The organism is Pseudomonas sp. C5pp (assembly GCF_000814065.1).
Lineage (GTDB): Bacteria > Pseudomonadota > Gammaproteobacteria > Pseudomonadales > Pseudomonadaceae > Aquipseudomonas > Aquipseudomonas asiatica.
Genome location: NZ_JWLN01000042.1, coordinates 1 through 23,574, shown reverse-complemented (window position 1 = coordinate 23,574; position 23,574 = coordinate 1). Strand labels below are relative to the sequence as shown.

Annotated in this window: 27 protein-coding genes; 26 read left to right on the top strand and 1 reads right to left on the bottom strand. The window is 64.6% G+C overall.

Annotated elements, in window-relative coordinates; translation table 11 throughout:
- Positions 1 to 75 precede the first annotated feature (75 nt).
- From RR51_RS31105 to RR51_RS31100, 3 genes are read left to right on the top strand one after another with little or no spacing between them, the layout of a single operon-like run.
- Positions 76 to 330 carry a hypothetical protein gene (locus RR51_RS31105; protein ID WP_161795763.1) on the top strand — a complete coding sequence of 85 codons (255 nt, stop codon included), beginning with the start codon at positions 76 to 78 and terminating at the stop codon, positions 328 to 330.
- Positions 327 to 818 (top strand): lysozyme, encoded by a 492-nt coding sequence (locus RR51_RS25215; RefSeq protein ID WP_039615034.1) that lies wholly within the window; start codon positions 327 to 329, stop codon positions 816 to 818. The genes RR51_RS31105 and RR51_RS25215 overlap by 4 nt, the downstream gene beginning before the upstream one ends.
- Positions 815 to 961: a hypothetical protein gene (locus RR51_RS31100; RefSeq protein ID WP_161795762.1), complete on the top strand. Its 147-nt coding sequence runs from the start codon at positions 815 to 817 to the stop codon at positions 959 to 961. Before RR51_RS25215 ends, RR51_RS31100 begins: the two co-directional genes overlap by 4 nt.
- Here RR51_RS31100 and RR51_RS32055 read toward each other — a convergent pair.
- The gene (locus RR51_RS32055) at positions 934 to 1,248 is read right to left on the bottom strand and encodes a hypothetical protein (RefSeq protein WP_442961545.1); all 315 of its coding nucleotides are present in this window, start codon (positions 1,246 to 1,248) and stop codon (positions 934 to 936) included. The genes RR51_RS31100 and RR51_RS32055 overlap by 28 nt on opposite strands.
- Here RR51_RS32055 and lysC point away from each other — a divergent pair.
- The 23 genes from lysC to RR51_RS25105 all read left to right on the top strand — a co-directional run.
- Positions 1,247 to 1,522, top strand: coding sequence for an Rz1-like lysis system protein LysC (gene lysC, locus RR51_RS32050; protein WP_442961544.1), 276 nt, complete (start codon positions 1,247 to 1,249; stop codon positions 1,520 to 1,522). The two genes, RR51_RS32055 and lysC, sit on opposite strands and share 2 nt — an antisense overlap.
- On the top strand, positions 1,506 to 1,880 hold the full coding sequence (locus tag RR51_RS25205; RefSeq protein WP_236693305.1) for an HNH endonuclease: 375 nt from the start codon (positions 1,506 to 1,508) through the stop codon (positions 1,878 to 1,880). The genes lysC and RR51_RS25205 overlap by 17 nt, the downstream gene beginning before the upstream one ends.
- Positions 1,881 to 1,902: 22 nt before the next feature.
- Positions 1,903 to 2,148 (top strand): hypothetical protein, encoded by a 246-nt coding sequence (locus tag RR51_RS30910; protein ID WP_152619938.1) that lies wholly within the window; start codon positions 1,903 to 1,905, stop codon positions 2,146 to 2,148.
- A 144-nt stretch (positions 2,149 to 2,292) separates the two neighbouring features.
- Positions 2,293 to 2,769 carry a phage terminase small subunit P27 family gene (locus RR51_RS25200; RefSeq protein WP_039615031.1) on the top strand — a complete coding sequence of 159 codons (477 nt, stop codon included), beginning with the start codon at positions 2,293 to 2,295 and terminating at the stop codon, positions 2,767 to 2,769.
- A gap of 7 nt (positions 2,770 to 2,776) precedes the next feature.
- Positions 2,777 to 4,531 carry a terminase large subunit gene (locus tag RR51_RS25195; protein ID WP_039615030.1) on the top strand — a complete coding sequence of 585 codons (1,755 nt, stop codon included), beginning with the start codon at positions 2,777 to 2,779 and terminating at the stop codon, positions 4,529 to 4,531.
- Positions 4,532 to 4,533: 2 nt separating this feature from the next.
- Entirely contained in the window at positions 4,534 to 4,770 is a 237-nt protein-coding gene (locus RR51_RS25190) for a hypothetical protein (protein ID WP_039615029.1), read from the top strand.
- Positions 4,770 to 5,963 (top strand): phage portal protein, encoded by a 1,194-nt coding sequence (locus RR51_RS25185; protein ID WP_201775112.1) that lies wholly within the window; start codon positions 4,770 to 4,772, stop codon positions 5,961 to 5,963. Before RR51_RS25190 ends, RR51_RS25185 begins: the two co-directional genes overlap by 1 nt.
- 4 nt (positions 5,964 to 5,967) lie before the next feature.
- Positions 5,968 to 6,609 (top strand): HK97 family phage prohead protease, encoded by a 642-nt coding sequence (locus RR51_RS25180; RefSeq protein ID WP_039615027.1) that lies wholly within the window; start codon positions 5,968 to 5,970, stop codon positions 6,607 to 6,609.
- Positions 6,610 to 6,621: 12 nt separating this feature from the next.
- Positions 6,622 to 7,827, top strand: a complete 1,206-nt coding sequence (locus RR51_RS25175; RefSeq protein WP_039615026.1) for a phage major capsid protein — start codon at positions 6,622 to 6,624, stop codon at positions 7,825 to 7,827.
- Positions 7,828 to 7,872: 45 nt separating this feature from the next.
- Entirely contained in the window at positions 7,873 to 8,211 is a 339-nt protein-coding gene (locus tag RR51_RS25170) for a head-tail connector protein (RefSeq protein ID WP_039615025.1), read from the top strand.
- Positions 8,208 to 8,522: a phage head closure protein gene (locus RR51_RS25165; protein ID WP_052261108.1), complete on the top strand. Its 315-nt coding sequence runs from the start codon at positions 8,208 to 8,210 to the stop codon at positions 8,520 to 8,522. Before RR51_RS25170 ends, RR51_RS25165 begins: the two co-directional genes overlap by 4 nt.
- Entirely contained in the window at positions 8,522 to 8,935 is a 414-nt protein-coding gene (locus RR51_RS25160) for an HK97-gp10 family putative phage morphogenesis protein (protein WP_039615024.1), read from the top strand. Before RR51_RS25165 ends, RR51_RS25160 begins: the two co-directional genes overlap by 1 nt.
- 2 nt (positions 8,936 to 8,937) lie before the next feature.
- The gene (locus RR51_RS25155; RefSeq protein WP_039615023.1) at positions 8,938 to 9,288 is read left to right on the top strand and encodes a tail completion protein gp17; all 351 of its coding nucleotides are present in this window, start codon (positions 8,938 to 8,940) and stop codon (positions 9,286 to 9,288) included.
- Between the two features lie 6 nt (positions 9,289 to 9,294).
- Positions 9,295 to 9,762, top strand: coding sequence for a phage tail tube protein (locus tag RR51_RS25150; RefSeq protein ID WP_039615022.1), 468 nt, complete (start codon positions 9,295 to 9,297; stop codon positions 9,760 to 9,762).
- The gene (locus tag RR51_RS25145) at positions 9,759 to 10,250 is read left to right on the top strand and encodes a hypothetical protein (RefSeq protein ID WP_039615021.1); all 492 of its coding nucleotides are present in this window, start codon (positions 9,759 to 9,761) and stop codon (positions 10,248 to 10,250) included. The genes RR51_RS25150 and RR51_RS25145 overlap by 4 nt, the downstream gene beginning before the upstream one ends.
- Positions 10,251 to 10,276: 26 nt before the next feature.
- Positions 10,277 to 10,618 (top strand): phage tail assembly protein T, encoded by a 342-nt coding sequence (locus tag RR51_RS25140; RefSeq protein ID WP_065110713.1) that lies wholly within the window; start codon positions 10,277 to 10,279, stop codon positions 10,616 to 10,618.
- A gap of 25 nt (positions 10,619 to 10,643) precedes the next feature.
- A complete protein-coding gene (locus tag RR51_RS25135; protein WP_039615020.1) occupies positions 10,644 to 13,904 on the top strand; it encodes a tape measure protein in 3,261 nt (1,086 codons plus the stop codon).
- Positions 13,905 to 13,912: 8 nt separating this feature from the next.
- Positions 13,913 to 14,254: a phage tail protein gene (locus tag RR51_RS25130; RefSeq protein ID WP_039615019.1), complete on the top strand. Its 342-nt coding sequence runs from the start codon at positions 13,913 to 13,915 to the stop codon at positions 14,252 to 14,254.
- An 8-nt stretch (positions 14,255 to 14,262) separates the two neighbouring features.
- Entirely contained in the window at positions 14,263 to 15,012 is a 750-nt protein-coding gene (locus RR51_RS25125; RefSeq protein WP_039615018.1) for a phage minor tail protein L, read from the top strand.
- Between the two features lie 4 nt (positions 15,013 to 15,016).
- A complete protein-coding gene (locus RR51_RS25120; RefSeq protein ID WP_039615017.1) occupies positions 15,017 to 15,742 on the top strand; it encodes a C40 family peptidase in 726 nt (241 codons plus the stop codon).
- The gene (locus RR51_RS25115) at positions 15,723 to 16,313 is read left to right on the top strand and encodes a tail assembly protein (protein WP_039615016.1); all 591 of its coding nucleotides are present in this window, start codon (positions 15,723 to 15,725) and stop codon (positions 16,311 to 16,313) included. Before RR51_RS25120 ends, RR51_RS25115 begins: the two co-directional genes overlap by 20 nt.
- Positions 16,314 to 16,376: 63 nt before the next feature.
- Entirely contained in the window at positions 16,377 to 22,631 is a 6,255-nt protein-coding gene (gene gpJ / locus RR51_RS28590; protein ID WP_052261107.1) for a TipJ family phage tail tip protein, read from the top strand.
- The coding region (locus RR51_RS25105; protein ID WP_039615015.1) for a hypothetical protein at positions 22,631 to 23,574 on the top strand (944 nt) is incomplete at its 3' end. The genes gpJ and RR51_RS25105, both read left to right, overlap by 1 nt.

Below are 23,574 nucleotides of genomic sequence, written 5' to 3'. Positions count from 1 at the left end.
GGCCCTGACAATCGAACGAACACGAAGCCCTGGTAGCCCTGCTGCCGGGGCTTTTTGCTATCTGGAGTGTGTGCGATGGATCGAATCAGACGGGCGAAGCTCGCAATGGCTGGCCTGCTGGTTGTGACGCTTGTCGCATGCCGCCGGGTGAAGGCTGAGACGGTAGAGAGGGCGTTGCTGGTGCCGCCAGCGACGTATGCCGGGGCCACCCTGTTCGGTGTGCCAGTCACCAGCGTGACCCAATGGGTGATGCTGCTGTACGGCCTTTCGCTGTTTGCCTGGCACATCAAAACCAAGTGGTTCGGCAAAAGGCCGGAGGTGGACGGATGAAGCTTCCACGTGGCCTGGTGCTGCCCTTGGCGGCCGGTTTCATGCCGGTACTGCTGGCCCTGGTGATGTTCTTCGAGGGCTGCAGCCTCACCGCCTACCAAGATCAAGCCGGCGTGTGGACCATCTGCTATGGCCACACTGCCGGCGTTAAGCGCGGCGATGTCGCCACCCGCTCGCAATGCGTAGCGTGGCTGCAGGACGATCTACAGCAGGCCATCAAGGCAGTGGATCGAAAGCTAAAGGTGGATGTGGGTTGGCTCTGCCGGGTCGCCCATGTCGATTTTGTCGTTCAGTACGGCGAAACGAGGTACGGCAAAGCCACGTTGCTGAGCCGCTTCAATGCCGGCGACCGCTTCGGTGCGCCTGACGAGTTCCTGCGGTGGGTGTTCGTCGATGGTAAGGACTGCCGCCTGGCGGCGTCCAAGTGCGGCGGAATTGTCACCCGGCAGCAGGTGCGCCGGGAGCTGTGCATGGTCGGTGCGCCATGAAGATTCGCCAGTATCGATTCCGCTTCGCTGATGGGCGCACCTCCACCGTCCTCGACATGGAGGGCGAGCCGCCCGAAACCGTTATCCCTGGCCTGGTTGCGATGTTCGCGGCCGGCTATGTCCTTGAGGTGATTCCCCTATGAATGTGCCCACTTCCCAGCTTGTGCTGGGCGTTCTGGCGTTGGCCGCTGTTGGCTACATGCACTTTCAGCGCATCGAGAACAACGCCCAGACGGCAACCATCGAGCAGCTGAAACAGGCTGCTGAGGTGAGCCGGACGACCATCGCCAGCCAGGCCGAAGCGCTCAATGGCTTCAAGCAGCTGCAGCAGCAGGTCACCGACCTCAATGCCAACAGCCTGGCGGCCTTCCAATCGATCGGCGCCGGTACCGCCGGCCTGGCCAACGAACTGCAGGAACTGAAACGCCATGACCAGACCATCGCTGACTATCTGCGCGGCACTGTCCCTGTTGCTGTCGGGATGCGCTGGCAACGCAGCGCTTCCACCGAGCCCGGCACCTACCGACAAACCGGCGGCGCAATGCCCGCTAACGCCGTGCCTACTCCCCGAGCGCGAGCCGATCCGGACCAATGAAGACTGGGATGCGGCCCTCGGTACCGCCGAAGACGCGTTACTCAAGTGCGCCACGCAGGTCACCACTTGCATCAAGGTGCAGGAGGCTTCCCGTGCCGCCGGCCGCTAAGCGTGGCTGCCGAGCGCCAATGTGCCCAGGCCTGACCAGTGAGCGGCACGGCTACTGCACTCAGCATGAGCAGCTGGCCAGTGGTTGGAATGCTCCAGGGCGCGGCACTGCTGAACAGCGTGGCTATGACAGCACCTGGCGCAAGCTGGCCCGCACCATCCTCAAGCGCGACGGCTACCGCTGCCGCTGTGCTGAGTGCAACCGCCTCGGCCGCGTCCTGCCGGCCGGCGAGGTTGACCACCGCATACCGAAATTTGAGGGCGGCACCGATGACCCCGGCAACCTCTACGCCATCCACCCCGATTGTCACAAGCGCAAAACCCAAGCCGAGGCGCAGCGAGCGCGGTCTGTTCAGTGAGCACAAGGCTAAGGCCTTGCGGATGCGTCGTTACGCCGTGTCGATTGGTACTGATGCAAGGCTGCTCAGCCTGGGTGATTACCAGTTCGACAGGGCTTTGGCGTTTCGAGCAAAGGCGGCTCGAAATGGGCGCTGTCTTGGGTATAAACGCGCTCTTTGCGAATTAAATCGGGCAATTGAAACGTATTCCTTTGCCGGTGCGCCTTGGCCGCTGCCTTTCAAGCACCTTTCTCCGCTGATTCGAAAAAATGTTCGAAAAAACGATTGACGGCGGCGAAATTCGGTGAACGAGACGCGAAAGGGGAGGGGTGGGTCAAATCTCTAGGCCTTTCGCGCTTAAACACCGTGCGCCCAGTCGTTTTCGTGCGCCCGCGAAATTAAAAGTTTTGTAACTGGGTAGGAGGTGCCCGCTATGGCCAGAGGCCGACCCCCCAAGCCCACCGCCTTAAAGGTGATCCAGGGCAACCCCGGCAAGCGAAAGCTGGACAAGAACGCGCCGTCACCTGACGCGCTGGCCCAGGTGCCTGACCCGCCGGCCTGGCTCGGTGCGATCGCTGCGAGCATCTGGCGGCAGGTCGCGCCCTGGTTGGTGCAGGCCCGCATCCTCACCGACACCGACCTGCACAACCTGGAGTTGTTCGCCATGGCCTACCAGCGGTGGCGGGAAGCCGAGGATGACGTTACCCGTAACGGCATCGTGGTGATGGGCGCCAAGCAGGAAATCAAGAATCCCGCCTGCACCGTGGCCAACGAGTCGGCGCGCCGCATCAGCACCTTCGGCGCGGCCCTCGGTCTGGACCCGGCCGCCCGTGCGCGACTCAAGCCAGGCGGCGAGGGCGAAGAAGAAAACGAATTCCTCACGCTGCTGCAGGGAGGGAAAAGGGGGTAGGTAACTGATGGCCGGCTATCCGAACGTCAACGCGGCGAACAAATACGCCCGTGATGTGGTGGCGGGCCGGATCGAGGCATGCAAGTGGGTGCGCTTCGCCTGCAAGCGCCACTTGGATGACCTGGAGAAGTCGAAGAAGCGCACCGGCAAATGGCGGTTCGACAAGGACGCGGCCGAGCATGTGTGCGTGTTCGCCCAGCTGATGCCGCACGCCAAAGGCAAGTGGGCGGCCAAGGCTGAGTTGATTACGCTGGAGCCGTGGCAGAAGTTCATCCTCTGCAGCATCTTCGGCTGGAAGAGCAAGAAGACCGGCCTGCGGCGGTTTCGCGAAGTGTATTGCGAGGTGCCGCGCAAGAACGGCAAGAGCGTCCTGGCGGCGGTCATTGCCCTGTACATGTGGTGCATGGACAGCGAGTTCGGCGCCGAGGTGTACTGCGGCGCGACCACCGAAAAGCAGGCCATGGAGGTGTTCCGGCCGGCCAAGCAGATGCTGACCCGCACGCCGAAACTGGCCAAGGCGATCGGCGCCGAGATCATGGCGCGCAACCTGTCGATTCCTCGGGACGAAAGCCGCTTTGAGCCGGTGATTGGCGACCCTGGCGACGGCAGTTCGCCCAGCTGCGCGGTGGTGGATGAGTACCACGAACACCCCACGCCGGCGCTGTACGAAACCATGCTGACCGGCATGGGCGCCCGTGATCAGCCGTTGATGTTCGCCATCACCACGGCGGGCTTCAACCTGGCCGGGCCGTGCTACATCCATCGCAGCCAAGTCTGCGACATGCTGAAAGCGGCCGCCGGCATTGGCGACCAGCACAACGAAGAACAGTTCGGCATCATCTTCACGATCGATGATGAGGACGACTGGGAGAGCCCGGCGGCGCTGCGCAAGGCCAACCCGAATTTCGGGGTGTCGGTCAGCGAGGAATACCTGCTGCGGGCACAGGCCAACGCAAGGCGTTACCCGTCACGGCAGAACGCATTCAAAACCAAGCACCTCAACATCTGGGTGTCGGCGGCGCATGCCTGGCTGAACATGTCGGATTGGGCGGCCTGCGGCGACACCTCGCTGCGGATCGAGGACTTCTACGGCAAGCCCTGTTACATGGGTGTCGACCTGGCCAGCAAGTCGGACATTACCGCCGTGGCCCTGGTGTTCCGCGACAAGGTGGAATCGCCAGAGGGTAGTGGCAAGCTCAAAGACCGCTGGACGGTGTTCTGCCGCTCCTACCTGCCCGAGGGTGCGGTAGAGCGTGCGTCGCACAACCAGAAAGCCTACGAGGGCTGGGTGCATGACGGCGCGCTGCTGACCACGGACGGCGAAGAGACTGACTTTGATGTGGTGCGCGAGGACATCCACGACCTGGCTGAGTTGTTCGACGTTAAGGAGCTGGTCTACGACAAGTGGCGCGCCACCCAGCTGGCCCACCAGCTGCTGCGCGACGGGGCCAACGCCGTGGAGTTCGGCGGCGGCTATCACATCATGAACATGCCCATGCGCGAGGTCGAAGCGGCCCTGCTCACCGGGCGTTTCCGTCACGACGGCGACCCGGTGTTGACGTGGATGGCGGGCAACATCGTCACCCGCGAGCACAAGGGCTGTCTGGTGCCGATGAAGGCTGACGAAGGCAAAACCAACATGCGGAAGATTGACGGCATGGTTGCCATCCTGATGGCCATGTCGCGGGCTCTGCTGGCCGACGCGCCGCAAGAGGACACCCTTTCCGAGCACCTCGAAACCCACGGTATACGGACCCTGTAACCATGACCTTAAACAAACTACGGGAGGCCCTGGCGGCCTGCCGCGCTCGCATGCGCCTCGGCGCCGGGAAGCTGGTACAAGCGGCCGCGCCCCTGTTGGGCGATGCCGTGGGCTGGGCCGGCCTGGCCATGCTGGGCCAGGGGGTGCGCCTGCAGTACGGCGGCCCCGTGGCCCTGATGGTGGTGGGCGGCCTGCTGATGGTCGTGTCGTTCCTGGCGGCGCTGCGGGGTGATGGCTGATGTTCCATAACCTGCGCCGCAAGAGCGGCGGTCCGCTGGATACGCCCGAGAAGATCAGCGCCTACATGGAGGCCTATGGCGGTCAGTTCGCTGGCCAGCGCATCACGCCACGGCGCGCGATGCAGCTGTCCACCGTGTTCAGTTGCGTGCGTGTGCTGGCCGAGTCGGTCGGCATGCTGCCCTGCAAGCTGTACAAGCAGAACGGCAAGATGCGCGAGGCCGTTACGGGTAACAAACTTGGGCAGATTCTGCAGGTGGCCCCGAACGGCTACATGACCGCCCAGGAGTTTTGGGAGCTGCTGGTGGTGTGCCTCAACCTGCGCGGCAACTTCTACGCCTACAAGGTGTCCGTCCTGGGCAATCTGCAGGAGCTGCTGCCGATGGACCCCGGCTCTGTCAGGCCGCGCCTGACCAGCGAGTGGGAGCTGGTCTATGACGTTACCTGGCGTGACGGGCGCATCGAGACGCTAGGGCAGGACAAAATATGGCATGTGCGCCTGTTCACCCTGGACGGCTACACCGGTTTGAACCCCGTGGCCTATGCCCGCCAGGCGATCGCCCTGGGGTTGTCGACCGAAGCCCATGGCGCGCAGTTGTTCGAAAACGGCGCGGTCACCAGTGGGGTGCTGAGTACCGACAAGGCCTTGACCGACGAGGCGTTTGCCCGGCTGAAAAGCCAGTTCAACGATGAGCATGGCGGCCTCACCAACGCGCACAAACCCATGGTCCTGGAAATGGGCCTGAGCTGGAAACCGGTCAGCCTCAACCTGGAAGACAGCCAGTTCCTTGAAACCCGCAAATACCAGCGTTCGGAAATCTGCGGCCTGTTCCGCATCCCGCCGCACATGGTGGGCGACCTGGAGAAAGCGACCTTTTCCAACATCGAGCACCAAGGTGCGGATTTCCTCAACAACGCCCTGGTGCCGATCCTCACCCGCATTGAAGGGCGGGTGAAAGTCGGCCTGTTGACCGACAAGGAACGCGAAACCCATTTCGCCAAGTTCAACACGGCAGCGCTGCTGCGCGGCGACCTCAAGTCCCGCCTGGAAGCCTACGCCCAAGGCATCAACTGGGGCATGTGGTCGCCCAACGATTGCCTGGCCAAGGAAGACGAAAACCCCCGCCCTGGCGGCGATATCTACCTGACGCCGATGAACATGACCACCAAGCCAGAGGGCAACAACAGTGCTTAAGAAAATGCATGTTCCCTTTGAACTCAAGCAGCTGTCAGAAGCCGGCGAGTTCGAGGGGTACGGCTCCGTGTTCGGGGTCAAGGACTACGGCTCCGATATCGTCATGCCGGGAGCATTTGCCGCATCACTGGCGGAGTGGAAAGCCAAAAACAAGCTGCCGCCGGTGCTGTGGCAGCACAAAACCCATGAGCCGATTGGCCCGCACCTCGACATGAAGGAGGACGAAACCGGCCTGTTCGTCAAAGGCAAATTGCTGATTGATGATGACCCGCTGGCCCGCCGGGCGTATGCCCACATGAAAGCGGGCAGCGTGACCGGCCTATCCATCGGTTACACGCTGGATGACTGGGAGTGGGACAGCGTCAAAGGCGCCTACCTGCTCAAGAAAATCACCTTGTGGGAGGTGTCGGTGGTGACCTTCGCCATGAACGAGGCGGCGTCGGTGACTGACGTCAAGTCGATGCTGGCTAAGGGGCAGACCCCCACTGAGCAACAGCTGGAGCACGCCCTGTGCTCTGTCGGCCTCACCCCGGCGCAGGCCAAGAGCTTCCTGGCGTCGGGTTACAGCGCCCTGCAGCAACCCACCGAACAGCGCAACGCCGTGGCGCTGAAATCCATGCAGCACCTCATTCAAACCCTGAAATAACAAGGATTCGCCATGCCCGTTGATAATCAAGATATCGCTCAGGTTGCCCAGGAACTGGGCGCCAAGTTCGAAGAGTTCAAACAGAAAAACGACCAGCGCCTGGACGGCATCGCCCAGGAAAAGAGCAAGCTGGCCGAGTCCGTTGATAAGATCAACGGCACGCTGTCCGAGTTGGACGGCCTCAAGGGCCAGCTGGAGGCCATCCTGGCCAAGCAGAACCGCCCTGGCGGTGGCGGTGGCGATTCCAAGGATGTGGCCGAGCACAAGAGTGCATTCGGCGCCTTCATCCGCAAGGGGCGCGAGGATGACCTGCGCGAACTGGAGCGCAAGGCGCTGAACACCGCCACCGACGAGGATGGTGGCTACGCGGTACCGGAGGACCTGGACCGCCAACTGGCCGAGCTGGCCCATGACGCCGTGGTGATGCGTCAAGAGTGCAACGTGATTAGCCAGGGCGGTACCGGTTACCGCAAGTTGGTCGACCTCGGCGGCACCACCTCCGGCTGGGTGGGTGAAACTGACGCGCGCCCAGCGACGGGTACCCCCAAGCTGCAGCCGATCGCGCCGACCTGGGGCGAGCTGTACGCCAACCCGCAGGCCACCCAGGGCATGCTCGACGACGCGTTTTTCAATCCCGAGACCTGGCTGGCCTCGGGGGTTAACGTGTCGTTCTCCGAGCAGGAAGAAGCCGGCTTCAGCTACGGTGATGGCGTCAAGAAACCCAAAGGCTTGTTTGCCCACGGCACCGAGGCCAAGAGCGATGCCGAGCGTACCTTCGGTAAGCTGCAGCACCTGCTGGCCGGCGGCACCGGCCTGAGCGCTGACGATCTGATCAAGCTGATTTACACCCTGCGCAAGCCGTACCGTTCCGGTGCCAAGTGGATGATGAACGGCCTGTCGGTCATGGCCTGCCGCCTGCTCAAGGATGCCGAGGGCAACTACCTGTGGCGCCCTGGCCTGGAAGAGGGCGCGCCGTCGATCCTGCTGGGCTACGGCATTGCCGAGAACGAGGAAATGCCTGACATCGCGGCTGCCGCGCAGGCCCTGGCGTTCGGCAACTTCAAGCGGGCGTACACCATTATCGACCGCATCGGCACCCGCGTGCTGCGCGATCCCTACACCAACAAGCCGTATGTGGGCTTCTACACCACCAAGCGCGTGGGCAGCCTGCTGGAGAACCATGAGGCCGTGAAGATGCTGCAGCAAGCGGCGGCCTGATACCAACCCCTGGGAGGCGGCCCGCGCAAGCGGGTTTTTTTGTGCATGAGCAAAGTGTTTTGGACGCCCGAGCAGTTGCGTATCCAGGCACGCCTTGAGCCCGAGGATAGCTCCCTGGACAACCAGCTTTCGCTGTACGCACGGGCCGCCGTGCGCGCTGTGGAGGCTGGTACCAAGCGCGTGCTGTATCCGCCTGATGAACCCCTGCCGGACGATGCGCCGGCCAATGCGCTGCAGGCTGGCGAGGATATTCAGCTGGCCATCCTGATGATGGTGGCGCATTGGTTCGACAACCCCACGGCGGTCAACATCGGCAACATCACCAGCGAGATTCCCCTGGGGTATCGCTTCCTCACTGACCCTTACCGCTGGTACAGCTTATGAGCCTCAATGAGCGGGTCAGGCTGTCTCGGTCGGAGGAAGTCAAAGGCCCCACCGGCCAGCCCAAAAAGGCCTGGGTGCAGTTCGCCACGCCGTGGGCCGAGGCCGTCGCGGTCAGCGGCCGGCAGTACCTGGCGGCCGACGCGGAGCGCTCGGAAATCACCATGCAGTTCATCATGCGCAGTGCCCCGCACCTGCGGGCCGGGTTGCGCGTTACGCGTAACGACGGTCAGGCCTACGACGTAGTGGCACCACTACCGGACCGGCCACGCCGTGGTTACACCACCCTCATGACCACCACGGCGAAGACCTGATGCACATTGACTTCACTGGCCTGGATGACCTGGCCGACGATTTCCTGCGCCTGGAAAAGGGCCTGCAGAACAAGGTCAGCCGGCAGGCCGTCGCGGCCGGTGCGCGAGTGGCCCGGGACAAGGTGCGCGCCTCGGCGCCGTTCCGCACGGGGCGACTTAAGCGCAGCACCGTGGCCAGTGTGGCCAGACGTTCGGAAACGCCCGGCGAGGTGGTGGCCGGCGTGCGGGTGTCAGCGCCGCGCAGCGACAAGGACGCCCCGCATTACTGGCGATTCTTGGAGTTGGGCACTGTAAACATGGCTGCGCGGCCGTACATCCGGCCGACCTGGGATAGCTCGCTGTCGCAGATCGAGGGCGCGGTTATCAGCAAGCTGGCCGAAGGCATCGACAAGGCCATCACAGGACTCAATTGAGCATGATCGAAACCCACCTTTACACCCGGCTTGCGCCGCTGGTGGACGGGCGCCTGTTCCCGGGTGTTGCCCCGGAAGGCGCCGAAAAGCCTTACCTCGTTTACACCATCGTCAGTCAGCCCCTGAGCTTCACCTTGTCCGGACCTGACGGCGGCGGTGACGCCAATGTGCAGGTTATGTGCTGGTCGGACGACCACGTACAGGCCCTGGAGACCGCTCAGGCGCTGCTGCAGGAAGCCACCCGCAGTGGCGCCGAGGGCTTCGGCTGTGCCGGCGCTCAGCGCGTCCCTGACGACCACGAAGCCGGCCTGTACGGGATCGGCTGGGAATTCACCCTTACCCCCCTGGAGTAACACCTTATGGCTGGTAAAAAATCGAAAAGCCAAACGGCCCTGGAGCTGAAACTGGGCATGACCAAGGTGGAGGCCGTTGACCCGGCGGCCGTCGACCTGGTGTATGTCGAACTCGGCGCGACCATCAAGGATATCGACCTGCAAGGCGGCCAGGCCGACGAGAACGAAACCACCACCTTTGCCAGTGAGGCCAAGGAATACGAGGGTGGTCTGTCGGACGGCGCGACCGTCTCGTTCGCGGGTAACTGGGCGCAGGGTGCCGAGTCCCATGAAGAGATGATGAAGGCCGAAGACGACAAGAAAAACCGCGCCTGGCGCATCACGCACCGCGACGGCAGTACCGGCCGTTTCATTGGCTTCGTCAAGCAGTACACCTACAAGGCCGCCGCCGGCGGCACGCTGGCCGCCACGTTCTCGGTGCGCGTATCCGGCAAAGTGAAGTGGGATGCGGCCCCGGCCGGGGGTGGTGCATGAAGTGTCTGAACTGGCTGTTTCGCCGCCACACCCTGGCTGACGCGGTTCGCGCTTCGGCGGTGAGCCTGGAACGCAACCTGCGCAGCGAGCTGGTGGCGGTGCCTGAGTGGGGCCAGTCGGTCTACCTGCGCGGCCTGACCCTGAGCGAGTGGTCGGAATACAGCCGCATGGCCCAGGCGCTGTCGCCGGTGCCGCTGGAAGAGGGCGAAGAACTGCCGCCGGCCGATCCGCTGGACGAGTCGTGGAAGCCCTACGGCACCCGGGCGCTGTTTGCTTACCTGCTGGTGACCACCCTGCGCGATGCCAAGCGGTCGCCGGTGTTCGCCCCGGCCGGCAGCGCCCAGCGCGCCCAGGACATTGCCGAAGTCGCGCAGAACTTCACCCATGTGCATGACGCGCTGGTCGCCCGCATCTTCGCCCTGAGCGGCGTCAAGGTCGGCACCGATGAGCAGCCCAGCGACCCGGTAGCCGACGCGGGAAACGCCTGACGGCGGAGTCTGGCCTGGCGTTCAAGATGGCGCTTGCCCTGCGCTTGGGGCGCACCCTGAGCGAGCTGGATGACATGCCAGCTGAGGAATATTTCCTCTGGCGCGCCTTCGATCAGCAGTCCCCCTTGAGTGACGCCCGTGGCGATGTGCTGGCCGCGATGATGGCGGCTGCGCCGCTGCAGGCGGCGGGGATGAAAGTGAGCGCCGTGGACATGCTGCCGCCGTGGAGCCAGCGCCCGGAGCAGGAAGACGACGAGCCGGAAGAATCGCCGGCAGACACCTTCTTTGCCTACCTGCAGGGCCGCGCTGCGATTGACCGCAGTAACGAGCAAGACAGCCCACGTGACAGTAACGACAGCCCGCCTTGAGCGGGCCTTTTTTTGAGGGTTGCACATGGCAGGGCAAACCTTGCGATCCCTGGTGGTCAGCGTCTCGGCCGAAACCAGCGCCTATCAGCGCGAAATGTCGCGGGCCAGCCGGATGGGCCAGGGGTATCTACGCACCATCGCCCAGGGCAACCGCGAAGCGGCGGCCGGGTGGCGTTCCCAGCAGGCGGCGATTGAAGCGCAGAACGGCGCTCTGCAGGGCCTGACCGCCACGGCGGGGGATTACTTCCGCACCATGGCCGGTGCGCTGGCCGCCGGCAGCATCATCGCCATGGCCGATGACTGGAATTCGGTGAATGCGCGGCTCAAGCTGGCGTCGGCCAGCCAGGCCGATTTTCTGGACAACCAGAAAGCCATCTTTGAAATCTCGCAAAGGACCGGGACCGCGTTCGGCTCCAACGCCAACCTGTTCTCCCGCTCGGCCGCCTCGCTGCGCGAATTCGGCTACACCTCGAACGATGCGGTGAAGCTGACCGAGGTGCTGGCCACCGGTCTGCAGGTGTCCGGGGCCAGTGCCGAGGAAACCGGCTCGGTCGTGACGCAAATGGCGCAGGCGCTCGCCCAAGGCGTGCTGCGCGGCGAGGAATTCAACGCCGTCAACGAAAGCGGTGACCGGATCATCCGCGCCCTGGCGGCTGGTATGGGCGTGCAACGCCGTGAACTCAAGGGCATGGCCGACGATGGCAAGCTGACCATTGATAAGGTCGTGCCGGCGTTGATCAGCCAGTTGGGCGTGCTGCGCGAAGAATACAAACAGATGCCCGGCTCGGTCAGTTCGGGCTTCACCACGCTGAAAAACGCCCTGCAGGCCTGGGTGGGCGGCATGGACGGGGCGACCGGCAGCACGCAAGCGCTGTCGTCAGCCCTGACCTTGGCCGGCAACAACCTGGACTTGCTGGCTGCGGGCGCTGCGGCCACCGGCGTGACGTTCCTGACCCGGCGTTCGCTGGAGGCGGTCAGCGCTCTGCGGGCACAGGTCAGCGCGTCCCGGGCGGCGGCCTCGGCCGAGATTGGCCGGACCGCCGCGCAGATGGATTCGGCGGCCATGGCGCTACGGGTAGCCCAGGCGGATGTAATCGCCGCACAGCGCCGGGTGGCGTTCGCCACCAGCACGGTGGAAGCGGCGGCGGCATCCCGGGCGCTGACGGCGGCCAAGCTGGCCGAGCTGGAGGCCACCACCGCGCTGACGGCAGCGCAGACCGCCAACGCGGCGGCCGCGTCCCTTGGCGCCCGGGCCGGTGCCGGGCTGCTGTCGCTACTGGGCGGGCCGGTCGGCCTGGCCGCCCTGGTCGCCGGCACCGCCGCCGGCTTCCTGCTGTTCAGCTCCAACGCCGACGCGGCCAACACGGCGGCCACCGACCTGAAACGGCCGATCGCGGAACTGCGCAAGGAGTGGGAGGAACTGGGCAATGCCCAGCGTCGCCCGATCCTGGCCAAGTTGCTCGAGCAGCAGGAGGAAGCCAAGACCCGAGCGGCAGCGATCGTCAAGGAAATGCAGGCGGTCGCGCAGGGGCCATCCGGTGACTACGCCGGCGGGCAGCGGTTCGGGGCCAACCAGTACCAGCGAACAGCGGCCGCAGCCAACTTCCGGCGCAGCATCGCCGGCGGGATCGATGTGGATCAGGCCACGCAGAACCTGGCCAACACCATTCAGCCGAACGAGGAAGTGCGCTCCACCCTGCAGCAGCTGGCCGGCCAGTACGCCGACACCATTGGCCAAGTCAGCGTGCTGGGCGACCAGATCAGTACGCTCAATGGCGTCATGGAGGGCGCCAAGACGGCGGCCGAGGGGGTTGGTCAGGGGCTGAACAGCATCCAGCCGCCCAGTCAGACCACCATCAGCGCGTGGGAAAAGCGCATTGCCAACTACACCGAACAGGCGGCCAAGCTCAAAGACCCGAGCGAGCTGGGCGAGGTTAACCGGGCGATCAAGGCCGATGGCCTGGACGACACCGAGGCCGGCCGCAAGCTGGCCGAGCAGGCCCGTGCGGCGGCCAAGGCAGCGGATGCTGAGGCCATCGCGAAGAAGGCCCGCGAGGAATCCGCGCGCCAGAGCAAGCAGGCCAGCGAGGCGGCCGAGCGCAAGGCCAAGCAGCTGGACGATGCGTATAAGCGGCAGCTGCGCACCCTGCAGGAGCAGGCAGCGGTGCATGGCACCACCACCGAGCTGGCCAAGGTGCGTTACGAGACGACCCAAGGCGAGCTGAAAGGCCTGACCGCGCTACAGAAAACGGAGCTGGAACGGGCGGCCACAGCCAAGGATGCGCTGGACGCGCAGAAGGCCTACAAGGAACTGATTGCCGGATCGGAAACGGCCGAGCAGAAGCTACTGACGCAAATGCGTGAGCGGGTGCGCTTGCTCAAGGAAGCACAGGCCGCCGGCGGCGTCACCCCGGAGCAGTACGACAAGGCCACCAGTCAGTTCAGCAAGGCGGCCATCACCAAGGCGCCGAAGTTCAGCGGCCTGGATGCCACGGTGGGCGGTGCGGCGGGCGAGCTGGTCAAGGTTTCCCAAGCCCAAGCGGACCTGGAGAAGTGGCAGGCCAAGGAGCTGGAGCGGCAGAAAACGTTCCTCTCCGAAAAGCTGATCAACGAACAGCAGTACGCCGATAACGTCGCGGCCATCACCAAGACTAATAACGACCGCATGACCAGCCTGGGCAGCGCGTACAAGGTCGCCACGCTGGGCATGTTCGCGGACGTTACCAGTAACGCGGCGGACATGCTGACGCAGATGGGGCAGGAAGGCTCAACGGCCTACAAGGTGCTGTTCCTGGCCAGCAAGGCGGCGAGCATTGCGCAGGCGATCATTTCTACCGAGACGGCAGCGGCCAAGGCCCTGGAGCTTGGGCCGATCATGGGTATCCCGGCCGCGTCCCTGGTGCGTGGTATGGGCTATGCCTCGGTCGGCATGATCGCCGCCACTAGCCTGGCCGGTATGGCGCACGACGGTATCGACAACATCCCGCGTGAAGGCACCTGGTTGCTGGATCAAGGCGAACGGGTGGTCGATCGGCGCACCAACGGTGACTTGAAGAACTTTCTGGCCACGGCCGAGGCCGGCAAAGCAGCCGCTTCGGCGGGCGGCGCGCCGGTGGTTGTGCACATCACCATTGACGGCAGTGGGGCGGCCAGCACGCAGGCGCCGGCCGGCCTGGAACAGTTCGGTTCTGAGCTGGGCAAGTTCGTTGAGAACCTGTATCGCCGCCTGCTGGCCCGCGACCTGTCGGATGGCGGCACCATTCGCCGGGCCATCACCAAGCGATAGGACACCCCATGGCACTTGAACAATTCACCTGGAACGCCCGCAACATCGCCACCGGTGAGGAAACCCAGCGGCTGCGGGAAAACGACTACGGCGACGGTTACAGCCAGGTCGCCGGCGAGGGCATTAACGCCGTCTCCGAGGCCTGGCCGCTGACCTTTGCCGGGCGCCTGGCCTATGTGCAGCCGATCCGCGACTTTCTGCGCCGGCATCGCGGCGGTAAGGCGTTTGCCTGGACCCCGCCGGCCGGCGAGCTTGGTCTGTTCCGTTACACCACCGGCATTGGCTTCGAGCCGAAGGGCGGCGACTTCTACGTGCTGACCGTGACTTTCACCACCGCATTCCATCCTTAGGGGGCCGCATGGGCTTTACCGCAGACGTTCAGGGCCTCAACCCGGGCGACGAAATCCAGCTGTTTGAAGTCGACTGCACTGCCTTTGGCGGCGATGTGCTGTATTTCCACAGCACACTGGTCAAACACACCCCGGACGAAATTCGGGCCGCACTCGATGCCGGCGCCGAGCTGCAGGCCAAGTCCATCTGGTGGCAGGGGCAGGAATACAAGTCCTGGCCGGCCAAGATCGAGGGCTTGGATATTTCCACTGATGGGCCGGCCGCCCGGCCGACCCTGACTGTGGGCAATTTGGATGCGTCGATTTCCGCGCTGTGCCTGGCGTTTGACGACCTGGCGCAAGCGCGGGTGACCATCCGTAACACCTTCGCCCACTACCTGGATGCGCGCAACTTTGCCGCCGGCAACCCCGAGGCCAACCCGCTGGAAGAGCGGGTGCAGTACTGGGATATCGACGCCAAGGTCAGCGAGGACGGCGAGTGGGTGGCCTGGGAGCTGGCTTCGCCGGCGGACTCCAACGGCCAGCAAATCCCGGCGCGCATCATCCACAGCATGTGCGAGTGGTGTTTGCGTAACGAGTATCGCGGCGCCGATTGCGGCTACACCGGCCCGGCGGTGAGCGATGAGGACGGCAATCCCACCGATGATCCGGCCAAGGACGCCTGCGGTGGACGGCTGAGCGACTGCAAAGCGCGCTTCGGTGCCAACAACCCGTTGCCCTTCGGCGGCTTTCCGGCCGCCGGGCTGCTGAGGAACTGACCCTATGCGTAAGCACATTCTCAAGGCAGTAGCGGCACATGCCGCCCGCGAGTATCCCCGCGAGGCGTGCGGCCTGGTGGTGCAGCTCGGCCGCCGGCATGCCTACGTGCCGTGTGCCAACCTGGCACAGAACCCCAACGAGCAATTCCAGCTGGACCCCCAGGACTACGCTGAGGCGGAGGACATTGGCACCATCATCGGCATTGTCCATTCCCACCCGGACGGCTCCAGCCGGGCCAGCGACCATGACCGCGCTTCCTGCGAGGTCAGCGGCCTGCCCTGGCACATCCTGAGCTGGCCCGAGGGCGATCTAAACACCATCGTGCCCACTGGCGCGCCTGTTCCGCTGGTGGGGCGGCCGTTCGTGCACGGCGTGTGGGACTGCTATGCGATCGTGCGTGATTGGCACAAGCAGGAGCGCGACATTGAGCTGCCCGATTATGCGCGGGCGGACGAGTGGTGGACCCGTGGCGAAAACCTCTACATGACGCTCTACGCCGATGCGGGTTTTGTGCCGGTCGCCGGGCCATTGCAGCCGGGTGACATGATCGTCATGCAGGTGCAGGCCCCGGAGCCGAACCACGCCGCCGTCTACCTCGGTGATGGCCTGATGATCCATCACCTGTATGGCCGCCTGAGCGAGCGGGCGGTGTATGGCGGTTACTGGCAGGAGCGCACCATTCTGACCCTACGCCACAAGGAGCTTGCCCATGGCAATGCGGGTAACTAATGCGGCCCCGGTGCTGCGCAGCGTGCGCCTGTATGGCGTGCTCGGCGCCCGTTTCGGCCGTGAGTACCGCCTAGCGGTGGCCTCGCCGCGTGAGGCTATGCGCGCCCTGGCGGCGCAGGTGCCGGGCTTTCGCGCCTTTCTGGAGACCAGCCGGGAGCGCGGCCTGGTCTATGCGGTGTTTGTCGGTCGGCGCAACCTACCCGAGGCCGAATTGGACTTTGGCGCCGGTGCAGCGGATATCCGCATTGCGCCGGTGATGACCGGCAGCAAAAAGTCCGGGCTGTTCCAGACCGTGCTGGGCGCGATCATGGTGGTCGGCGGGATCATGACCGGAAACTTTGCCTTGGGGGCCGCCGGTGTCGGCATGATGGCCGGCGGGGTGGTGTCCATGCTGTCGCCGCAGGCGGCTGGCCTGAACACCAAGGAGCAGGCCGAAAACACCCCATCCTATGCCTTTGGCGGTGCAGTCACCACCGTGGCCCAAGGCAACCCCGTGGCGGTCGGCTATGGCCGCCGTCTTGTCGGCGGTGCGCTGATATCCGGCGGCATCCACCCCGAAGACAAGATGTAACCCGCGATCAGCATCCACCCGAAACCGGCTCAGGCCGGTTTTTTTGTGCCCGAAGGAAACGACATGGCCGAAGCAGAACGCAAACCTACCCCACGCAAGCGCAAGGCCGCTGCCAGCGCGCCGAAAGCAACCGGCGAAGGCAAACCCACGGCCAAGCGCGTAGCGCGCCGTAGCGGCGCTGTGACGGCCTCGACCGAAGCCAAGGCGCCGGTGGTGCCGAAGCCGGCGCGCAAGCCTCAGGTGCAGGGCCGCAAGGGCGGCGCGGAGAAAGTACATACCCCGGTCGAAGCGCCGGATTCGGTGCGCTCGGTCGCCCGGGCCAAGCTGCTGTTTGCCCTGGGCGAAGGGGAATGGGCCGGCAACCTTGACGGTCGGCGGATCTTCCTTGATGGCACGCCGCTGATTGCGGTCGACGGCACCGAGAATTTCCCCGGGGTGAAATGGGAGTTCCGCCCTGGCACCCAGCATCAGGAATACATTCCCGGCCTGCCGGCGGTCGAAAACGAAACCAGCGTAGGCGTGGAACTGCGCAGCGACACCCCGTGGGTACGCAGCCTCACCAACCCCGAGCTTTCTGCCGCCCGCGTGCGCCTGTCCTGGCCCACCCTGCAGGAGCGCTTGAGCAACGGCGATGTGGTGGGCTACCGCATCGACTACGCCATTGACCTGGCGGTTCACGACGGCGGGTGGCAGGAGGTACTGACCGCCACCCTCAACGACAAGACCACTTCCAAGTATGAGCGCTCGCACCGCATCGACCTGCCCAAGTCGACCGAGGGTTGGAGCCTGCGGGTGCGCCGGCTTACCCCGAACAGCGAAAACAAAAACGAAGTGGCCGACACCATGCGCGTCGAGGCGATCACCGAGGTGATCGACGCCAAGCTGCGCTACCCCAACACTGCCTTGCTCTACATCGAGTTTGACGCCAGTCAGTTCCAGAACATCCCGAAGGTGTCGGTCGAGGCCGACATGCGCGTCATTCGCGTGCCGAACAACTACGACCCGGCCAGCCGCACCTACACCGGCATTTGGGATGGCACGTTCAAATGGGCGTTCACCGACAACCCGGCCTGGGTGCTGTATGACCTGATCCTGAACAAGCGTTTCGGCCTCGGCCGGCGCCTGGACATGACCAAGGTGGACCGCTGGGAGCTGTACGAAATCGCCCGTTACTGTGACGAGCGGGTCAGCGATGGCAAGGGCGGCCAGGAGCCGCGCTTTACCTGCAACGTGTACATCCAGAGCCGGGCCGACGCCTGGACGGTGATCCGCGACATCGCGGCGATCTTCCGGGGCATTTCGTACTGGAGCGGCAGCGAAATGGTGTTCCAGGCCGACAAGCCGTCGGATGTGGAATTTGTGTTCAGCCGCTCCAACGTCACCGAGGGCAAGTTCCAGTACACCGGGCAGTCCGAGCGCACCCGCTATTCCTCGGCGCTGGTCAGCTGGGACAACCCGGATAACGCTTATGAGAGCGAGCCGGAGCCGGTATCGATACCCGCGCTGATTCGCCGCTACAACTTCAACCAGACCGAAATCACGGCGATTGGCTGTACCCGCCAGAGCGAGGCCAACCGCCGAGGCCGCTGGCTACTGCTGACCAACAGCGTGGACCGGGGAGTCACGTTCAGCACCGGCCTGGAGGGCTACATTCCCAAGCCGGGGCGGATCATCGGGGTGGCCGACGCCTTGTTGGCCGGTCGCCAGTTGGGCGGGCGGATCAGCAGCGCGGCCGGCCGACAGTTGACCCTGGACCGCAATGTGCAGATCAAAGCCGGTGACCGCCTCATCGTCAACTTGCCCAGCGGCAAGGCCGAGGCGCGCACCGTGCAGGCCGTCGCCGGGCGCACCGTTACCGTAACGGCGGACTTTTCCGAGCCGCCCCGGGCACAGGCGCAGTGGGGTATCGAATCGTCTGACCTGGTGATTCAGCAGTACCGCGTGACCAAAGTGTCGCGCTCGGGAAGTACGTTTACGATTTCGGGGATGATGAACGACCCCGGCAAGTACGATCAGGTCGACAGCGGTACGCGCCTGGAGTCTCGGCCTATCAGCGTGGTGCCGGCGCGCACCCAGCAGGCCCCGGAGGGGGTCAAGCTGAGCAGCTACACCCGCACCGAGCAGGGCTTGGCGGTGACCACCCTGCGCGCCGAGTGGCAAGCGGCGCCGGGGGCGACGGCCTACAGCGCCGAGTGGCGCAAGGACTCGGGCGCCTGGATCGCCGCGCCGCGCAGTTCGGCCTTGGGCTTTGAGGTGCCGGGCATCTATGCCGGCCGCTACACGGTGCGGGTGCGAGCCATCAACCCGCTGGAGGTGTCGAGTCTGCCGGCGTACAGCGACGAAACCGTGCTCAGCGGCAAGGAAGGCGCGCCGCCGGCACTGGCCAGCTTCACCGCCTCGCCGCTGCCCTATGCCATCGGCCTGGCCTGGACCTTCCCGGCCGGCGCCGACGACACCCGCTATGTCGAGGTTCAGCAGAACCAGCAGGGCCAGGAGACCGGTGCCCAGCTGCTGGGCATGTACCCGTACCCGCAGCGCGGCTACGAACTCACCGGCCTGGCCCCGGGCATCATCAAGTTCTTCCGGGCGCGCCTGGTGGACACCTCGGGCAACGTCGGTCCGTGGACCAGCTGGCTGGCCGGGCGTTCCAGCAGCGATGCCAGCGAGTACCTGGAGCTGGTGACCGAAGACATTGTTAAGGGGGCACTGGGGCAGGATCTGTTCAAGCGCATCGACTTGATCGATGGCCCGCCGACCATGGCCGGTAGCGTGGCGCAGCGGGTGGCCGCTGAGGCCCTGCAGCGGTCCAAGGACTTGGCGACAGAGGCGCAGACCCGCACGCAGAAGATCGATGCCGAAGCCGCTGCGCGTGCGCAGGGCTTGCTGGCTGAGGCGCAGGCCCGGGGCACGGCGATGACCGCCGAGGCCACGGCGCGCCAGAGCGGTGACCAAGCGCTGACGCAGAAAATCGAGGTGCTGACCGCCACCACCGGCGACAACGCGGCGGCGATTCAGGCCGAGAAAACGGCGCGCACCAACGCTGACAGCGCCATGGCCGGGCAGATTGACACCCTGGCGGCGAACACGGCGGCGAACACGGCGGCGATTGGTACCGAGGCCACGGCGCGGACTACCGCAGACAGCGCCTTGGCCGAGCAGATCGCCACTGTGCGTGCTCAGTCCGGTGGGTTTGATACCGCGCTCAACTACGGATTTGCTACCACTGCGGAGGGGTGGACGGGCACCAATTGCACGCTGGCCGTTGAAAACGGTCGCTTGAGCGTGACCCCGAGCGCTGCCAGCTATTGCATCAACTCGCCTGTGCTTGCCCTCAAGGGGCGCGAGCAGGACCGTATCCGCTGCCGGATCACCCGGCGTGCCGGCAGCGGTTGGCTTGGTCAGGTGACTTATGCCACGGCTGGGCACTCTTCATCCACGGCATACCGCAAAGTCATTCCCAACCCCGGCTTGGCCGTGGGGCAAAGCGTGGTGCTGGACTGGGACATGTCGCAGCTGACGGCGGGTGGTGATGACTGGGTGAACAACACCATCACCCAGCTCTACCTGTGGCTGGGCAACACGACTGGTGATGTGTTTGAGGTTGACTGGATCGCGGCTGGCCAGGTCGCCCCGTCGGCCTCTGTGGCCTCGGTGACTGATGAGCGCACTGCCCGGATCAGTGCGGATGAAGCCAACGCAGCGGCAACTACCGCGCTGGGCAGCAGCCTGACCACCACCAACCAGAACGTCACCGCCGCCCAGCAAGCCGCTCAGGCCGCTGCGACGGCGGCCGGCGCCAAGGGCGAGGTGATCTACGGGTCAACGGCGCCCGCCGCTGATAAGCGCCTGGCGCAGAATATCTGGATCGACACCACCGGTAATGCCAACACGCCGAAACGCTGGACCGGCACGGCCTGGGTGGCGGTGACGGACAAGGTGGCCACGGATGCGGCGGCGGCAGCGGCAAGCGCGCTGGCCAAGGTGGACCTCAAGGCCGACGCCACCGCGCTGCAAGCGCTGGACACCGAAGTCAAAGGCCATGGCACAACCCTGACCAGCCAGAGCACCGCGCTGACCCAGCTGACCGGCCAGATCGGCAACGTCGGCGGGGACAACCTGCTGGCCAACTCGTCGTTTGAAGAGCTGGCCACGGCGGCCCGGGCCAAGTATTGGAACGTCGGGGCCACGGTCGCCGGCACCGTGACGTCGATGGTGGATTCGCCTTTGGCGCAGAGCACCAAGGCCCAGCGCGTGGAGCATCCTGCACTTCCTGCGGGGGGGTATGTCGACCTAGCCTATGGCGGCGACAACGTGGTCAGGCCGAAGGCCAGGCCCGGCGCGCAGTATGCGCTGAGCGTGTTCGCCCGGGGCACCCCGGGGGTGGCATTCCGGCAGTACCTGCAGTTTAGGGACGCTGCCGGCGCCGTGCTGAGCGCCCCGGTAGCGCTGCACACGCTGACCGCCGACTATGGCCGCTTCGTGTTGCTGGCCACCGCCCCGGCAGACACGGTGTCGGTGACGGTGTGGGCAGGCCGGGTACTGAACGGTGGGTCGACCACCGTTGCCGTCTGGTCCGAGATGGACAACGTTCAGTTCCAGGAAGGCGCGGTAGCCACGGCTTACGGGCCGTCGACCGAGCAGGCCGCAGCCAGTCAGGCGACGGCCATGCAGGCCATTACGGCCCGCGTGGAGCAGAACGAGGCAGGTCAGTCCTCGCAGGGCGCGGCACTCACCAAGCTGGAAAACAACCTGACCGTTACCAACCAGAACGTCGGTACCGCCCAGCAAGCCGCCCAGGCGGCCGCGACGGCGGCCGGCGCCAAGGGTGAGGTGATCTACGGCACGGCTGCGCCGGCTGCGGACAAGCGCTTGGCGCAAAACCTGTGGATCGACGCCACGGGCAACGCCAACACGCCGAAACGCTGGAACGGCTCGGCCTGGCTGTCGGTGACCGACAAGGTGGCCACGGACGCGGCGGCGGCGGCGGCCAGCGCGCTGACGCAGGTGGCCACCAAGGCAGAGGCCGCTGCGCTGCAGGCCGTTTCGACAACGGTGGGCCAGCATGGCGACACCCTTACCAGCCATGGGCAATCCCTCAACGAGCTGCGCAACAACATCGGCGCTATCGGTGCCGGCGGCCTGGATGCAGCGCCGGGAGGGACTTGGCAGTTTGATGCCGGCGTCGAGGGCTGGACCGCGACCAACGCCACCCTGGCGGCCGGTACCGGGAGCGTGACCATAACGGCCACGGCGAACGACCCGAACTTGGTCAGCCCAATCGTGAGTATCAACGGCGCGCTCTACAACCGGATCAAAATGAAGATCACCCGCAAAGCGGGCGCCGCCTCGGATTGGGACAGCTCGCTGTTCTACCAAACGGCGGGGCACGGCTTTGCGGGAGGCTACATCGCTCGGACGGCCAACCCCAACATCGCAGTGGGTGAGAGCGCCATCGTTGAATGGGACATGGCCAACCTGTTCGCCGGTGGGAACGACTGGGTGACCAGCACCATCACCCGCCTGCGGATCGATGTTGGCGCGCTGTCGGGCGGTGCCTTTGAGATCGACTGGATTGCGGTTGGCCGGCAGGGTCCTGGCGCCTCGTCGGTAGCCTTGCAGCAGGTGTCATCGAGCGTGCAGCAACAGGGCGAGCAGTTGTCGGCGCACGCCTCGCGCCTGGACGGGCTGTATGTCCAGGTGAACCCGGAAATGGAAGGCGACAGCACCGGCATGGCCGGCGCCACGGGCAGCTTGGTCGGCGTCTGGACCGAGCAATCAGCGCGGATCGAGGACGGCATAGCCATCGGTCGGCAAGTTGAAGCGATGCAGGCGCAGATGGGCAACGCCAACGCATCCGTTCAGCAGGTCAGCGAAGTCATGGCTGACATCAACGGCCGGGTGTCGGCGCAAACCACGGTGAAGGTCGAGACGAACCAGAACGGCCGAAAGGTCGTTTCGGGCATCGCCATCGGCAGCAATGGTGAAGAGGGCGAAATCCTGCTGATGGCGCAGCGGGTGGCGTTCATTGACGGCCTGAACGGCAACGTCGTGGCCGGCCTGGTGGTGGAAAACGGACAGGTCATGATGAACACCGCCCTGATCAGCAAGGCGTTCATCCAGGAACTGGTGGCCGGCCTGACCATCAGGTCGGAGACCCTGAACGCCCAAGGCCTTCCGCTGCTGGAGGTCAACTTCAAGGCCGGTACGTTCACGCTGAGGGGGCAGGATGCCAACGGTTCGACGCTGCTCAACAATGGCGGATTGTACGTGTACGACGCCAACGGTGTGGAACGGACGGCAGTGGGGAGGATGACCTGATGGCTGATCTGTATGGGCTTCGGACGCGGGATGCGGCCGGAGCCATCACCTTAGATACGACTATCACTTCGGTGCGGTCGCTGAAAATGATGCAGGTAACCGGCAACGGCGAGTTCGACCAGTACATCTCAATTCCCGAAATCCAAGCGCAGTCATTCGTGGTCGTGGATGCACTGTATGACGGAGGAGAGAACACCAGCAGCCCACAAGCCTGGTACTCGGCGGGTCAGCTGCAACTGCGGCAACCCTCTACCCGCACCTGGCAAGTGATGATCCTATCTACGGGTGGTGAGCCATTCGCCGCGCCGGGCTCTTATGGCATCCGCGCTGCGAACAACAACATTCGGACGCAGATCGATTCAATCAACCAGGTGCTAACGGTTCGTTACAACGGCAGGTTCAACATTGGCTTCCAAGGACCTGGTAGCAAGAACCAGATTCAATGGGCTGATGTGAACTTTGCTGCGCCGATCACCACATATGAACGACCCATGGTCTTTCTGAATGCCGATGACTACATGATGGTCGGTAACTTTTCGGTGAAAGGTAGCCCGGGGAACTGGACAGGATTCAGGCTTAAAGCCTGGAACTACCAACCCGGGCATGGGGAGGCTGCCCTGTATCCGATGATGATCAACTGGTTCTGTGCGAGTTACAGGGTGCCGGATGCAGCTCCAGGGCAATACGGAGTCTCGGTCCGGGACGCCGCAGGCAATCGGACCTTTGTCACCACCGCTAACCTGGCGCTGCTGAATGGCCAACCTGCGTCCAACTCCTTTGTTGTGGCGGGCGACCCTTTGACAGGAGGCGCGTGGTATGCGCCCAGCAATCAGATGCCTTGGACCGGTAGTTACCAAGACTATGTTCTAGCAAATGCATTGTTTTCTGTAACCAACATTGGACAAACAACCCAACCATTTCGCGCCAATTTTGGCGGTTTTTT

What these genes read in the sequence shown, in the direction of transcription:
- RR51_RS25190 (WP_039615029.1), top strand. Translation starts at nt 4,534, where the DNA reads ATGACCTTAAACAAACTACGGGAGGCCCTGGCGGCCTGCCGCGCTCGC.
- RR51_RS31100 (WP_161795762.1), top strand. Translation starts at nt 815, where the DNA reads ATGAAGATTCGCCAGTATCGATTCCGCTTCGCTGATGGGCGCACCTCC.
- RR51_RS25140 (WP_065110713.1), top strand. Translation starts at nt 10,277, where the DNA reads ATGGCGCTTGCCCTGCGCTTGGGGCGCACCCTGAGCGAGCTGGATGAC.
- RR51_RS25180 (WP_039615027.1), top strand. Translation starts at nt 5,968, where the DNA reads ATGCATGTTCCCTTTGAACTCAAGCAGCTGTCAGAAGCCGGCGAGTTC.
- RR51_RS25195 (WP_039615030.1), top strand. Translation starts at nt 2,777, where the DNA reads ATGGCCGGCTATCCGAACGTCAACGCGGCGAACAAATACGCCCGTGAT.
- RR51_RS25150 (WP_039615022.1), top strand. Translation starts at nt 9,295, where the DNA reads ATGGCTGGTAAAAAATCGAAAAGCCAAACGGCCCTGGAGCTGAAACTG.
- RR51_RS25125 (WP_039615018.1), top strand. Translation starts at nt 14,263, where the DNA reads ATGGGCTTTACCGCAGACGTTCAGGGCCTCAACCCGGGCGACGAAATC.
- lysC (WP_442961544.1), top strand. Translation starts at nt 1,247, where the DNA reads ATGACCAGACCATCGCTGACTATCTGCGCGGCACTGTCCCTGTTGCTG.
- RR51_RS25200 (WP_039615031.1), top strand. Translation starts at nt 2,293, where the DNA reads ATGGCCAGAGGCCGACCCCCCAAGCCCACCGCCTTAAAGGTGATCCAG.
- RR51_RS25170 (WP_039615025.1), top strand. Translation starts at nt 7,873, where the DNA reads ATGAGCAAAGTGTTTTGGACGCCCGAGCAGTTGCGTATCCAGGCACGC.
- RR51_RS25215 (WP_039615034.1), top strand. Translation starts at nt 327, where the DNA reads ATGAAGCTTCCACGTGGCCTGGTGCTGCCCTTGGCGGCCGGTTTCATG.
- RR51_RS25160 (WP_039615024.1), top strand. Translation starts at nt 8,522, where the DNA reads ATGCACATTGACTTCACTGGCCTGGATGACCTGGCCGACGATTTCCTG.
- RR51_RS31105 (WP_161795763.1), top strand. Translation starts at nt 76, where the DNA reads ATGGATCGAATCAGACGGGCGAAGCTCGCAATGGCTGGCCTGCTGGTT.
- RR51_RS32055 (WP_442961545.1), bottom strand. Translation starts at nt 1,248, where the DNA reads ATGGCGTTTCAGTTCCTGCAGTTCGTTGGCCAGGCCGGCGGTACCGGC.
- RR51_RS25130 (WP_039615019.1), top strand. Translation starts at nt 13,913, where the DNA reads ATGGCACTTGAACAATTCACCTGGAACGCCCGCAACATCGCCACCGGT.
- RR51_RS25165 (WP_052261108.1), top strand. Translation starts at nt 8,208, where the DNA reads ATGAGCCTCAATGAGCGGGTCAGGCTGTCTCGGTCGGAGGAAGTCAAA.
- RR51_RS25175 (WP_039615026.1), top strand. Translation starts at nt 6,622, where the DNA reads ATGCCCGTTGATAATCAAGATATCGCTCAGGTTGCCCAGGAACTGGGC.
- RR51_RS25135 (WP_039615020.1), top strand. Translation starts at nt 10,644, where the DNA reads ATGGCAGGGCAAACCTTGCGATCCCTGGTGGTCAGCGTCTCGGCCGAA.
- RR51_RS30910 (WP_152619938.1), top strand. Translation starts at nt 1,903, where the DNA reads ATGCGTCGTTACGCCGTGTCGATTGGTACTGATGCAAGGCTGCTCAGC.
- gpJ (WP_052261107.1), top strand. Translation starts at nt 16,377, where the DNA reads ATGGCCGAAGCAGAACGCAAACCTACCCCACGCAAGCGCAAGGCCGCT.
- RR51_RS25185 (WP_201775112.1), top strand. Translation starts at nt 4,770, where the DNA reads ATGTTCCATAACCTGCGCCGCAAGAGCGGCGGTCCGCTGGATACGCCC.
- RR51_RS25145 (WP_039615021.1), top strand. Translation starts at nt 9,759, where the DNA reads ATGAAGTGTCTGAACTGGCTGTTTCGCCGCCACACCCTGGCTGACGCG.
- RR51_RS25120 (WP_039615017.1), top strand. Translation starts at nt 15,017, where the DNA reads ATGCGTAAGCACATTCTCAAGGCAGTAGCGGCACATGCCGCCCGCGAG.
- RR51_RS25115 (WP_039615016.1), top strand. Translation starts at nt 15,723, where the DNA reads ATGGCAATGCGGGTAACTAATGCGGCCCCGGTGCTGCGCAGCGTGCGC.
- RR51_RS25155 (WP_039615023.1), top strand. Translation starts at nt 8,938, where the DNA reads ATGATCGAAACCCACCTTTACACCCGGCTTGCGCCGCTGGTGGACGGG.